Source organism: Thalassoglobus sp. JC818 (assembly GCF_040717535.1).
GTDB lineage: Bacteria > Planctomycetota > Planctomycetia > Planctomycetales > Planctomycetaceae > Thalassoglobus.
Genome location: NZ_JBFEFI010000001.1, coordinates 967,381 through 981,280, shown reverse-complemented (window position 1 = coordinate 981,280; position 13,900 = coordinate 967,381). Strand labels below are relative to the sequence as shown.

Below are 13,900 nucleotides of genomic sequence, written 5' to 3'. Positions count from 1 at the left end.
CTTCAGTGGACTACACAGCTTGGTCCAGAAAACGCGAACACATCCCGAAGCGCCTGTGAATGACATCGTTTGAATCGAGAGAGAAGACGCTTATCCGATGACGTCTGTGACGTTGCCATCGTTGTCGGTGATCTCTGTCGGTTCGATGATCAGTGTGAGACCTTCAAGATCCGGGAAGGTAAACGTGCCAGCTTTGGGCGTAAGGGCAGAGACGAGAGACTCTGCCTGAGACGGTTTGAGTCGGACGGACGTTAATCCTTCTTCGACTTCAATGGAGAAGCGATCGGCCGGAACGAATCGCAGTTCGCCTGCGTCACCGAAAACAGAAAAGCTGCGCTGGAAAGGGATGCGTCCTCGCAGCCTCTGTCCGAGTCCGGGAGCAAGCAATGCCCCAATCGTGAGAGCAAACGTTCCCACAGACGGATGACCGATCACGCGAAACTGATCCGCGGTCATAATGCCAGCGGAGGCACCTTCCTCGCGTGTCAGTTCTTCAACGTGTTTCGCAAACTCGGTGTCATTCAAGTATGACGATCTCTTGAGATCGGTGAGCAGCAGCGGATTCTTTTGTTTGGTCATTAACTCGGTGAAGTGCTCCGCGTTCCATGACTGCGTCGCGTCGAGTTCATCATCTGTTAAGCCGACAACCTGCAAGAACTCAACCTGCCCGTTGGGTGTGTCGATTAATCCCAACTCGGGATCTCGCACGAAAGTGATCGATCGAATTTGTGTTTCTGACTCGCGACAAATCGGGCTGTTGAGTGGCATCGTGTGTCCCACACCGAAGCCTCGGCCTGTCTCGAAGACATAGCGAGCAAGATTCTGAAGTAAACTCACAACCCAGATCGGGGCTTCAGCATGGGTGTTCGAAGCAAGTCGAAACGTCAATTCGAAGCCATATCCGCTCCACTCCGGATCGTCACCTTCTTTCTCGTACAGGTCAGAGAATCCATATGTCACATAATGGAAGTGTGGCTGTTGAGAGCGGCTCGGATAAGCACTGACCCCGGTCAGCGGATCGGGACCGCCGAGGGAGTAAGGGATTACCGTTCCCCAGTGCAGCGGCTCAAGATCGCCGTAAATTGCTTTGGCTGAATCATCGATTGCGGACCAGCCGATGGGTTCACCATCTTCAAATTCGTCAGAGGAGTCATCGGACATTGGTCACTCCTGATTGCTGATGCTGAAAGCCTGTTCTCGCCATCACTTGAAGTGATGGCGCAACAAGTGTCGTCCTTCCTCAAGAATTCGCTTTTGTCATGATGGCGTCAAGTTTCAACATGAAAATTGTCGCATCTCATTCAACGGGGATACTGACGTTTCGAACGCGATCACTTCATAGAGTGCTTAGCCACGACTCCAGCGGACACCTTCTTTGCCATCTTCGACTTCGACTTTCAGCTCTTTCAAGGCATCGCGAATTTTGTCCGCGACAGCCCAGTTCTTGTCGGCTCGTGCCTGTTGTCGGATATCGAGAACAAGATCCATGAGCCCGTTGACGAATTCATCATCAGCGCCGGACGACTTCTCGACAGGACGTTGAAAGACACCGACTAGCTGCGCCAGTTCACGCAGGAGAGTGACCATCGCGGTGAGTTGTTCAGACTGCTCCGGTGTGCATTTCTCTTCAAGCTTCTGCTGTTGAATGAATCCGTTGATCGCGCGCCGCATATCAAACAGAATTCCAACTGCTCCGCCGGTGTTGAAGTCGTCGTCCATGGACTCCAGAAAACGGCTGCGGAGGTCTTCGAAGGACTTCGCGAGATCGTCGCCGAGCAGCCTGAGTTGGACCGATTCTTCTCGAACACTTGGGATGCTGAGGGTGTAGGGATCGACTCCCGTGATACGCTGGAACGAGTCGAACAGACGGTAGAACCCGTCGAGGCTCTTTTCTGTTTTGGCGATGTTTTCGAGCGAGAAGTCGATCGGGCTGCGATAGTGAGTCGACAGCAGGAAGAATCGGACCACTTCCGGATGGTGATGAGCGAAGACAGCCGTTTTCACAGATTCCGCACCAGCCGATCCGGCCAGCTTGTTGGCAATTTGTGCGTCGGTCGAGTCCGGGGCAGGGGAGTCACCGTGTCGATCGTGACCTCCGCCAACTTTTCCGGTATTCTTGCCCGATTGCATCAGGCCGTTGTGCATCCAGTATTTAACGAAAGTCTCTCCAGACGCTGACTCTGACTGGGCCAGTTCGTTCTCGTGATGCGGAAACATCAAGTCGAGTCCGCCCCCATGAATGTCGATGGATGGTCCCAGCAGCTTACAACTCATGACCGAACACTCGATGTGCCAGCCAGGTCGGCCCGGTCCCCAAGGGCTGTCCCAGGCAGGTTCGCCATCTTTGGAGCCTTTCCAGAGCGCGAAATCTGCCGGGTTTTTCTTGGCGTCGTTCGCCTCGACTCGAGTGCCAGCCATCATCGCGTCTACGCTGCGCCCGCTGAGTTTCCCGTAGTCGGCATCAGCGGTTACGTCGAAGTAGACGTCCCCATTCAGCGGGTATGCATGACCGCGATCGATGAGTTGCTGAATCATCTCCTGCATGTCATTGATGTAATCAGTGGCGTACGGAAAATGGTCAATCGTGTTGACGCCCATGAGGTTCAGATTGTCGAAGTAGTCTTCGGTCATCTGTTCGGCGAGGGCTTTGACTTCGACGCCGAGTTCCTTGGCTTTGTTGATCAACTTGTCATCAACGTCGGTAATGTTGATGACGAAGGTGACGTCGTATCCGGCGTATGTCAGGTAGCGTTTGACGGTGTCGAAGATGACTGGGCCAACCATGTGTCCGATGTGGGCCGGCTTGTAGACCGTTGGTCCACACAGATACATCGTGACTTTACCGGGTTCGATGGTTGTGAACGGCTCTTTTTCGCGAGTCAGCGTGTTGTAAACTCGTAGTGACATCAATAGACCTTCCGTGCCTGTCGTTTACAGACGGTTCCCTGCTATTCCGGTTTAACGAGTCGCTTCACTTTTTGTCTGTGAACTCGCTTAGGCGATTCGGCATTGTGTTCGCGGGATTGACTCGTACAAATCTGCGAAGACTGATTCAATCAATGCTCGTGGGAGAGAAGAATCGTCTCTCCCTCGCCTGAAGGCATAGATTAGCGAACATGAGCGCGCTGTCCAAGATTGAGTTCAGAGAGCCAGCGAAGCATGCAGGCGATCCGCACAAAATGCGAAGAGCCTCAATTCGCTTCGAGTTTATTCGTCCCACTGAATTGATTCACATTCTTCGAGAATGGAGTTCTCGGACAGATCGAAGTGCAGGGGCGTGACGGTGGCCCAACCGTCGAGGAGTTCTTTGACGTCCGTTCCCGGGTCGAGTTCGTGATTGAGGATTGGATCGAGTCCGCTCCAGTAATATGGCCGGCCGCGTGGATCGATGCGTTTATCGACGGTTTCCGTGTGACGGCGGACTGCCATGCGAGCCATTCGAATTCCGCGCGGACCCTCAGGAGTTGTGTCCGGGAAATTCACATTCCACAACGTTCCGGGTCGCGGCACGGTCTTCAACAACTTCTCGATGAGCGGCACAGCTCGATTTGCGACCTGATCGTAATCGGGAGGTGTGCCTTGTGAGAGCGAAAGGGCGACCGATGTGATTCCGAAAAATGCTCCCTCAATCGCAGCGGCAACAGTCCCCGAATAGAGAACATTGATGCCGACGTTGGCTCCTGAGTTGATACCACTTACGATCAGATCGGGCTCTCCGTCACAGAATTCGAGAACTCCCAGCTTCACGCAGTCGGCCGGACTTCCATCGACGCCCCAACCGAAATCTGTTCCTCCCTCGAGAACTTTCTTGGCTGTGATCGGTCGCAAGTACGTCACTAAGTGACCGACGCCACTTTGCTCAACCAGTGGAGCAACGACAGTGACTGAACCGATTTGTTTCAGCGGATCGACGAGTGATCTCAGACCGGGAGCGTAAATGCCGTCATCATTGACGAGAAGAATTTTCATAGTAAGCCATCAGGAATCTGAGTTCGGCTGCATAACTGCAAACTCAGAGTAAATGCGGACTGCCAGCCGTTGACAGACCAACCCGGCATGATCCGGTGATCTGTTACGACTTTCGCGGAGGATGCTACCAAACAGTTGCTTCAGCATCTGGGCTGTGAGCGAACCGAATTCCCTGATTCGGAATTGGCAGCTGATAGGAACTTGAGCCCGCGAAGACAGTAACTTCTTGCTCGTCGCCGCTCTGAATGACGTTCCCGGTTGAGTCGACAGATGCGTCCTCCGGTTCTTCTTCGGGAGCTGATTCATCATTCGAATCGCGAGCAGGGGTTGGCTCGATATTCTCGAATGGAGAAGGTCGGGTCGGTGCTTTGATTTCCGGATGCCGTCTTTCTAGGGTTTGAACTTTCAACTTCAAGCGAATCAATTCGGCTCGCATCGAATTCACCATCGACTGAAGTTCGGTGAGATTGTTCGGCGATTCCCGATCTTCGCCCCAGGAACTCGATTGCGGTTCGTTTTGAGGTCGTTCGTCGTTTTCCGTTTCCGATGAACCTTCGAGGGCTCGTCTGCGACTTTGTTCGGAACGCTCGCGTTCGATTCGGGTCCGTTCTTCGTAAAGTCGTCGAAGGCGTTCGGTATCAGGTCGCTGTTGTGCTTCCTGCGGGGAGAGACTCCGAAGTGCATCGTTCCAGGCTTCGCCAAATTCTCTTGAAGATCGCTCGGAACGTGACGGTGGTTCGCCTCTTCGTTCATCTTGCGGGCGTCGGCGGGATTCGTTCAATTGGCGAGTCAGTTCTTCGATCTGCCTTTGGGAGTTTCGAAGCTCGAGTTCCGCCCGACGTCGATGCTGTTCTGCCAAGTTTCTCTGTTGTTCGGCCTCTTCTCGCATTGCCCGTTCGCGTTCATGAACGTGTTGGAATTCACGATGATTTTCAGTGAGAACTTCCGCCTCGACACGGAGCATTTGCGAGAAGTGTCCCAGTCCAGCGTGTTCGAGATGTTCAGCCGCTTCGTGAATGTTCCGGATTCGATCGTCGATTGTAGTTTCTTTCGGGAGAGTTTCATGTCGGTGGAGCGATGCCAACTCATCACGGTGTTTCTCAATCACTCGCTCGACCTCTTCGGCTCGTTCGTGCTTCCCTGCCGCACGAAGCTCGTTCACCTCGCGTTGCAAGTCTTCGATTCTCTCGTTGATTTCTCGCCGCTCCGCGATAAAGCGTCTTTGCGATTCGTTGCGTTCTCGGGCGAGGTCCATCATCTGCTGACGCAGTTCATCCGATTCAGGACCACGCCCTTCACGTCTCAGTTCCATATATCGACGTGAGAGTTCTTGCATCCGTTCACGGAAATCTTGATCTTCCTGAGCAGTGGAGACAGACACGCACACGCCAAGTTGAGCGAGAACGACGATCGTCGCGACGAGCCATTTCATGTGAGTTGCAAGCTGCATTTGAGCACTCTCCGTAATCTGACGTGTTCGAACGACCCGCAGAAAGCGAGTCATATTCAGTGTACCGGTCGAATTGACCCCGCGCGAACCCAAGATCTGTGATGAATGCTTAAAGATAGAGTCAATTGGCTCGCGTCGAGAGGGATTGTTTCTCGGTGATGCGTTGGAGAGAACGACGTCGGTGCGTGATCAATTGTCAGATTACTTAATTGCTTTCTTCGCGGTTGATGATCTGTTTGAGCCGGTCGCGAATGTCACCGGGAAGTGCTTTGTCGACGTGTCCACGAGATTGATTCAATTCGTCGAGTTCCAAAGCTTGCTGGGCGGTTTCTTCTCCCGAGCGACCAGTGTCCGCCAGTGTGATCGCTAGTTCGGCGAGTCGTTGAGGATCGTTAGGATACCGCTCAACGCTCTTTTCGAACGCGCTCACAGCTTCATCTGCGTCCTCTTCAGACTGAGAGACGCGAAAGCGGTCCGTCCAGAATTTTCCCAGCCACCAGTACCGTGTCGAGTTTTGAGGATCGCGAGCGATGGCTTCGCGTTGGAATTCAATCACTTCATTGAAGAGTTCCTCGTCGCTTCGTCCTGAGTTTTTCCAAGCTGTGTAAGAGAGTTGGGCGAGGAGTTGATACGGTTCGGGATCGAGAGTGTCTGCGTTTGCTGCTCCAAGGAACTCCTGTCGTGCGAAGAGTTGAGCGGAGTAATTTGCGTTGCCTTGATACATCGACTCGCGACCGAGAGTGACCCGTGCTCCAGCCAGTTCGACCGGCAGGACACCCGTCAACAGGCTTGCGACTAACAAAACTCCCATCGAGCCAGCCAGAATTTGCTGACCGGTCCGTCCGATGGTGACCGGCGTTTGTGTGGTTGAAGATGATCGACTCAGAGCAACTGCGCCGAAGAACAGAAGGATTTGCACGATGGCTGGCATTTCGATTCCGCCACTCGCGAACAAGTGAAGGAACAATGCCGTTAGCCCACAAATGGCTGTCACAGTCGTCGGGCATTGAATGATATTCAACCAGTTCAGGAGTGAGACAACGATGAGAGCTGAGAGAAACAACGCGATCAGTTGATTGTCGATGGCTCCGCCGAATGCAAACGACGTGATCAGCAAGAGTCCGAAGCACCCCATCTGAACCAATTTTCCAGGCACGACTTCCTGAGACTTCTTGCCCGCATCTTCATCTTCGGGAGCTGAGGTCACGATCCCCGACGAAACAATACTGACCGTCCAAACGACGAGCCCGATGAGTGCCAGCAATCCTCCGTTGGCCCAGATATCGAGCAGGAAATTGTGGGGATCAATTACCTCTTCACTCGCACCGGGAAGCTTGTAGTGAAGATAGTTCGCGCGGAAGTTCCCGGGGCCGACTCCAAACACAAAGTGGTCGCTCAGCATTTGTGTAGTCGCGATCCAGTATTCAAGTCGGTACTGAAGACTCTTGGGAGCTTCCGAAATAACTTCCGGGTCGAGTCCGCCTGTCCAGACAGCAAGTAAAGCCAGCAGAGCAACGATCACGGCACCAGCTGAAATTGAGTAAGTGACAGTCTTGCGAACCGATTCAGATGCCTTTGCCTTCGACTTTCGAAAGAGCACCAGTGACTCAAGTCCGATTCCTAATCCTGTCGCGATCCATGCAGTGCGACTCTTAGTCAGAATGAGACACAAAACAACCAGGGCGAGGAAGCCGACACCCGTCAAACGTTGGCTTAACGTCCACCCCGAAAACCTCTTTAGAAACAACGGAAATAGAATCAGCAAACCGGCACACAACAGCCCAGCGAGGGAATTCGCCAAGGCGAATCGTCCGATTGGTTCGACGCTATCACGAATCCGAGCCACGAAGGAAAGCTTGCCTTGTGTGTCGAGGCTGGAATAGCTGGCGCCGAAGCTTTGAGAGAGTTCTTCATAACGCGAAATCTCGTGTGATGAAAGCGGTTCGCGTTTTTCGACTCGTTCTTGCAGCGTCACCAATTCATCGAGTTGTCGAGCTTGTTGCGGATACCAGACATAGTGTTGCCAGATCCCGAATCCGGAGAGCACGATGACACTCGTCAATAGCGAAGCTGTGAGTGTGCGACCGGTCAGCTTGTCCCGCAAGCTTGTCCGCAGCAAACCCCACAGACAGAGCAGGGACGTCCACTCCCAGACGATGTTCAATGCCGCTCGAAGATTGCCTCCTGTTCGAAGCAGTACTAGCGCAGAGAGAAGGTGGCCAGCGACGACCAGCACGATCGCAAGATCACTCCAGTGCGGAGTCCAGAAGAGCGGTTCTTTTTCTCTCGACTTCAGCCAGAGTGTGAGAGCAGCGAATCCGAACCACGCCATCGCGAGCCAGAGAGTTCCTCCGAGTTCGGCTCCTTCAGTCGGAACGAAGAAGCGACACTGGAACAGACCCACGAGGATGACTGTTTCCCAAAGCGGCGGGGGAATTTCGTTTGCGGCTGGATGAGAGCGAGCGCTGGATCGTGTCACGCGACGTCAACTTCCTCTTCAAATTGTGCAATGCACTCAGATAAATCGGCAGCTCATTTTCGATGGCGCGAACGTCACATAAAATGAGAGTTCATTCCAATTGATCTTCAGGAAACGCTGAAGCAATTTTATCTCTGATCTGCAGCGATTCGTGCCATTCATCGCAGCATGTATCAAATGGAATATGTTCAGGCGATTGCAGAGATACCATGAAAATCGACTCAGCACAATTCAGGCAGTCTGACTCGAAGAGAGAGCAGAATCAAATCATTCCGAGATCGATGGTAGGGAAATGACAAACTCGGTTGCGTCTGTTTTTTCGTTCGACAGAGTGAGTTGCCCGTGGTGCATCTGAATGACTCGCCACGCTTTGGAGAGTCCAAAACCAAGACCGCGCCCCGCTTGTCTGCCGGAATAAAAAGGATCGAAGCAAAATCGCCGTTCGCTCTCGCTGAACCCGGCTCCGTCGTCGATCATTCGCAGAATCGCAACGGGGCGGTCTTCGATGACTTCATGCAGACAGTCGACGATGAGCTTTCCCGAATCCTCCATCGCGTTTAAAGAGTTCCGAGTTAGTTCCGCGATGACTTGCTTGAGCTGCAGTGGATCTGCGTCGACGGGGACATTCTTGTGTCGATTCCCCCACAGGGAAATCTTTCGGCGCGTGAATTCGTCGGAGAAATGAGAGATGGTGGATTCGACGAGCTCCGTGAGATTCACTCGTTCGAGCTGCGGGGCAGGGGGGCGGGCGAACAACATGCTGTCGCCGATCATGTCCCGGATCCGAATGGTTTGCGCACCGATCGTTTGAAGCCATTGCAGTCGTTCAGGGTGCGATTCACCCTTGATGAGTTGTTCGGTTCGACCCTTAATAGCAGCGAGGGGGTTGTTGATTTCATGACCCGCAGCAGCTGCGTATTCGGCGAGCGAGTGGAGTCTCGCTTCGATGAGGCTGTCATCCCAACATTGACTGACCGCGAGCAATCTCGCCGTTGCTGAGAGAAGTTCTGGCGATACGGTTTGAGATGATGATTTCGAAAGCCCAAGGAAGCCAATCGATTTTGTTTCGACTTCTAATGGAGTCCAGTTCAGTTCTTTGAGCAGTCGGCTCGACTCAGGGAGACTTGCGATTAGAGAAGACTCTTCGCTGCCTGTCGGGAAAACGATCTCGTCTGGATTGCCAGTTTCGTCGACGAAGAGAGCTTCACCAGTTGCGGTGAAGGGGTTTCTCCAAAGCAGAGCGTAGCAAGAATGTGCGCCGAACGACATCCACGCGTTGAGGATTTTCACTCTCAAGTCGTTCGCGTTGTTAAATGGAAGTGTCGATTCGAGAAGATTCAGAACTGTAGAGGATTCCGATGTCGGCTGATTCTGTTGCACAACCGACCTCCGCTTCATGACCTGAACACCACCGCAAGGAAAATCGCCCTACGTATGGATGGCGATCTGATAATTGTCGCCTGTAAACCGAGTTTTGAAACACTCCGAAAAACAGCTGGCCGGTTAGCAGAAAACTGCCCTGTTCGGTGTCGGGGACATGATGTTTCTGTGCGAGTTGCCCGCCCAATTGACTCGCCAGTGATACGTGATCGTAAACAGTGCATTCGTCGAGAGTGCCGATGAGGCCCGCTGGTGACCTTCGACAATCGACGGCTGCGACGGCCTTATCGATCTGCGCTCACGGAAAGATCGAGAAGCTTGCAGACACGTTGCAAAACGGTTTCCATTTCAAATGGCTTCTGAAGGAAATCGTTCGCGCCGGCTGCTTTCAGTTCGTCGATCTTGTCAGCTTCGACCAAGCCTGAAATGCAGATGATTTTGACATCGTCGAGCGTGGAATCGCTTCGAACTCTCTGGCAAACTTCCTTACCATTAATGTCCGGAAGCATGACGTCCAGAACGATCACGTCGGGGCGATATTCTTTGACCATCATCCCGGCATCGAATCCGTTGTTGACCGCACGGACTTCGAATCGACCGTCTGATTCCAGCACGTCTGTCATCAAGTCGACAAGATCTTGATCATCGTCGACGACCAGCGCTTTGCGTTTTCCGCTTTCCAGCGCATCGGTGGGAATTCCGTTATCCTTCATGAACTTATAAAGCACGTCACGAGGGATGCGTCGGAAGCGCGAACCGGGAACGCGGAAGCCTTTGAGTTGGCCCGAGTCAAAGCAGCGAATGATGGTTTGTTGGCTGACTTTGCAGATTTTGGCAGCCTCACCAGTCGTGAAAACAGTTTTCATACAGGTCCCTCCGTTGGTTTCAACAGTGGCGACGATCTTTGAGGACAGTTTCAACCATGAGGTTGTCCTCAATGCATGTCGACCACTCGTATCTGGCCGTTCTTCATTCCATGAAGGTTCGCCAAGCTTGTTCGGTCTACCAGTAGTGTCGATCTTACCGACTTTCACACTTAGACCGATTGTATCTATCCTGCTGATTCGGTCAATGGGGATTATCGTGTCCCTAGTTACCGTTGCTTGTTAAGTTTCTTAAAGGGTTGTAAGCGAGGTAAATGCTGTATTTGCCCCATGTTACCGCTTGGAACTGCAAGTCACGGGGCGGAACGGAAGCACGCCTCAATTGCTCACGCATTCGCGGAATCTGCAACGAAAAGAATTGCACCCGTTAATACGTGCGCAGCATCACATCAGTGGATCGGACTTTGTCTGTGCGATCTGGGAATTTCGCCGAGCGACGGGATCTGCCGAGAATCGGTGCGGAGCGTCTAGCTGTATTTCGGGACGTTGGGTTCGCTGACTTCTTCCAGCAGGCGATGGATGATCGTGTCGGAATCGTATCCTTCAGCCTGAGCTTGGAAGTTCGGCGAAATTCGATGTCGAAGAACTGGCACAGCGACGCGACGAATGTCGTCGAACGAAATCGTGGGTCGACCGTCCATTGCTGCGACCGCACGGGCTCCGTGAATGAGGTATTGACCGGCTCGCGGACCGGCTCCCCAGTCAATAAGCTCGCGGACGAAGCTTGGCGAGCTGGAATCATGGGGGCGGGTGGCACGGACCAGTCGAGCGACGTAGGTGACAATAATCGGAGCAATCTCGATCTGATTGATTTGTCGCTGTAGATATTGGATCGATTTGGCAGAGAGGACCTTGCGGACCTCCGCTTTTTCGCCGCGAGTTGTCATTGTGAGGATCTGTTCTTCCTCTTCGACGTTCGGGTAATCGACCTTAATGTTGAACATAAAGCGGTCGAGCTGTGCTTCCGGAAGGGGATAGGTTCCTTCCTGCTCGATTGGGTTTTGTGTCGCGATGACGAAGAATGGATCGGGCAGGTCGTACGTTTGCTGACCAGCGGTGACTTCTCGCTCCTGCATGGCCTGCAACAGCGCGGCTTGGGTTTTGGGCGGCGTACGGTTGATTTCGTCGGCGAGCAGAATGTTCGTGAAGACCGGGCCCTGAACAAATCGAAAGTTTCGCTGGCCGGTCTCCGACTCTTCCAGCACGTTTGTGCCGGTGATGTCCGAGGGCATCAAATCGGGAGTAAACTGAATCCGGCGGAACTCGACATCGAGAATTCTGGCGATCGTGCTGACGACCAACGTTTTCGCCAGTCCAGGAACTCCAACGAGCAGGCAGTGGCCACCGGTGAAAATTGCCGAAAGGATTTGCTCGATCACAGCATCCTGACCCACGATCACCTTGTGGAGCTCGTCCACCATGAGGTCGTGATGCTTTTTGAACTTCTCAAGAAACTCGTCGAAATCACGCTTCTCGGTCGCCAAGGGATTCCTCACTGAGCCGGAATTGTTCGGTGGATGTCTATGAACCGTGTCGCGACTTATTCTGTGAGTCGCAACGGGTCCCCATGCTAGCGGGATCAAAACGATTTGGCGACAACGTTCGGTTGGTCGCCTGTCTCTTTTCTGATGTGAAATGAATCCGCAAGGCCAATTTCATGAGGTGAATGCCGTCGGACAGCATTTTTACAGGCGGGCATTTCGAACAGAAACGGCGCTCTGAACTGCTCCGACAATCTGCTTGTGATTGTTGGCAACCGCAGACTCTCAACGAATCCACAGGGCAGGGCGGTCGGTGATTTACGTCGATCGATGCCTGAAAAATGCAGTCTGCGGATAATTGATACGTCTCATACGAGTGGTAGATGGGGAAAAATCCACACAAGCAACATAATCGGTACAGTTTCCCAAATCCTCGATCCGATAAGAGCATCAGGTCTATTCCTCACTGCGCCGTCGAATTCACCAGAGTTTCGACCATGTGCGGTGATGAATGACGTTGAGGGAATAAAGGTCTATTCCTGGCTCGTCGGCCGGCTCACCTGAGCACGCCGATGGTCGGCCAACCTGTCAAGGACGTACTGATGCGGATTCAGCCCTGGATAAAGGCGGTTGCCAGCGCACTGATGCTGGCTACTGTTCAAACTGAGACATCAGGCCAATCGCCCGTTCCACCGGGACCGGCACCCCCGCCGGGAGCCTATGTCGCCCCGGGGCAAGGGGGAGGGCCCATGATGCCCCACTACCCACCACACCTGGCAACGGACCCTACAGCGATCTATCCACAGAACGCTCCACAAGGGTTTCAACCGTGGCCGGCGATTAGCCCGTTTTACCCACCCAACGTTGGCATGGATCAACATGTCAGCCAGGATGGGTTGTGGTTCCGGAATATCTTCTACCGTCAACGGAAGTATTTCGGCTCCGTCGAACTGATGTCTGTTCAGTTCCGCGATGCAGGCGATGCCCTCATCGGCTCGCCGTTTGCCCCACTGGCAAACTTCGATATCCAACGCCCAATCGGGGTTCCGATCGACACGATCTACGAATACCCGAGCGTTCCGAACCTCAGCCCGGATGTCGAAGGCTACTTCGCAGTGAGTCGAAGAATCTTCCTCGCACCGGCTCTGGATACGAATGCCAACGTGTTCAACGGACAGATCAACGGATATTTCTATCCTCCCCGCAACAGCGGAGACATTGATAGTCCGACAAGCACGCTCGGAACTCAGATTCGCTGGGGATACGAGAACGAAGACGGCACCGGCCTGATGGCAAATGGCTGGTGGGCGTTTGAAGACACAGGCTCATTCAAGAAAGGGGCAACCCATATCAATGGTGTGCCTGTGAGCCAGGACCTGACACTCATTCTGGATGGTCAGAACCTCCTCATTCACGGTGTTGTTCCTCTTTATAATGGAGAGCCTGTCTTCCCTGACTTTGGTCTCGGAACATCCGCCAAGTTCGACGTTCTCTTCGAAGTTGAACAGAAGACCGAAGCTGGGGGTACCAACCTGAGCTTCTACACTCAGCCTGTTTACAATCGCGGCGGAGTCAAGATTCGCCCGATGGTGGGTGCTCGATACACCTACTTGAAAGAGCAGTTCCGATTCCACGGGATCGACAGCGGTTTCACCTACACACTCGATGAAGACACTCATCGTCCTGAAACGAACAGCATCGTTCGTCTCTACGATCAGTACGATGCCCGACTCGAAAATGGTGTCACAAGCCACATTGCCGGTCCGGAAGCTGGTTTCCGAATTGACCTCGGAGACGACGACGCCAGCTTCAAAGCCTGGGCGGAGACAATCCTGGGTGTGAATGCGAATCACGAATCGATCGACATGTCCGGTGACAACATCGGAGATCCTCTGTTCGACGCACGATTCGTCAACATCCTTGATCCACGCATGCTGAACCCAGCCAACCAGTCGAAGTTCAGCGACGAAAAGTCATCCACACACGTTTCACCATTCTTCCAGCAATCGGTGATGGCAGAGTTCGCAGCTTTCCGAAGCTTGCCACTTATCCGCAACATCTCTGCTCTCGAGCACAGTTCTTTCCGGTTCGGTTACACATTCACCTGGATCGGAGCAGTCGCTCGACCAGCTGACTCGATCGAATGGAGAGGCTTCCCACTCTATCCCAAAATCGATACCGATCGCGAAGAGTGGTACATGCATCAGCTGAATTTTGGTCTTGATTGCAGCTTCTAAAGACCTTATGAACTGACAAT

General features: G+C 53.2%; 9 protein-coding genes. 1 reads left to right on the top strand and 8 read right to left on the bottom strand.

What is annotated here, in order from left to right; all coding sequences use genetic code 11:
* Positions 1 to 90: 90 nt before the first annotated feature.
* The 8 genes from AB1L42_RS03500 to AB1L42_RS03465 form a co-directional block, all read right to left on the bottom strand.
* Positions 91 to 1,161, bottom strand: a complete 1,071-nt coding sequence (locus AB1L42_RS03500; RefSeq protein WP_367051235.1) for a suppressor of fused domain protein — start codon at positions 1,159 to 1,161, stop codon at positions 91 to 93.
* 186 nt (positions 1,162 to 1,347) lie between these two features.
* Positions 1,348 to 2,907 carry a cysteine--tRNA ligase gene (gene cysS, locus AB1L42_RS03495; RefSeq protein ID WP_367051233.1) on the bottom strand — a complete coding sequence of 520 codons (1,560 nt, stop codon included), beginning with the start codon at positions 2,905 to 2,907 and terminating at the stop codon, positions 1,348 to 1,350.
* A 300-nt stretch (positions 2,908 to 3,207) separates the two neighbouring features.
* Complete coding sequence (gene surE, locus AB1L42_RS03490; protein WP_367051231.1) at positions 3,208 to 3,969, bottom strand: 5'/3'-nucleotidase SurE; 762 nt, start codon at positions 3,967 to 3,969, stop codon at positions 3,208 to 3,210.
* Between the two features lie 124 nt (positions 3,970 to 4,093).
* A complete protein-coding gene (locus AB1L42_RS03485) occupies positions 4,094 to 5,419 on the bottom strand; it encodes a hypothetical protein (RefSeq protein WP_367051229.1) in 1,326 nt (441 codons plus the stop codon).
* A 205-nt stretch (positions 5,420 to 5,624) separates the two neighbouring features.
* Entirely contained in the window at positions 5,625 to 7,898 is a 2,274-nt protein-coding gene (locus AB1L42_RS03480; RefSeq protein WP_367051227.1) for an O-antigen ligase family protein, read from the bottom strand.
* A 267-nt stretch (positions 7,899 to 8,165) separates the two neighbouring features.
* A complete protein-coding gene (locus tag AB1L42_RS03475; protein WP_367051225.1) occupies positions 8,166 to 9,278 on the bottom strand; it encodes a HAMP domain-containing sensor histidine kinase in 1,113 nt (370 codons plus the stop codon).
* Between the two features lie 284 nt (positions 9,279 to 9,562).
* Entirely contained in the window at positions 9,563 to 10,144 is a 582-nt protein-coding gene (locus AB1L42_RS03470) for a response regulator (protein WP_367051223.1), read from the bottom strand.
* A gap of 485 nt (positions 10,145 to 10,629) precedes the next feature.
* Positions 10,630 to 11,646, bottom strand: a complete 1,017-nt coding sequence (locus tag AB1L42_RS03465) for a MoxR family ATPase (RefSeq protein WP_367051221.1) — start codon at positions 11,644 to 11,646, stop codon at positions 10,630 to 10,632.
* Between the two features lie 599 nt (positions 11,647 to 12,245).
* Between AB1L42_RS03465 and AB1L42_RS03460 the strand changes: the two genes are divergently transcribed.
* Positions 12,246 to 13,880, top strand: a complete 1,635-nt coding sequence (locus tag AB1L42_RS03460) for a hypothetical protein (protein WP_367051219.1) — start codon at positions 12,246 to 12,248, stop codon at positions 13,878 to 13,880.
* Positions 13,881 to 13,900: the final 20 nt, after the last annotated feature.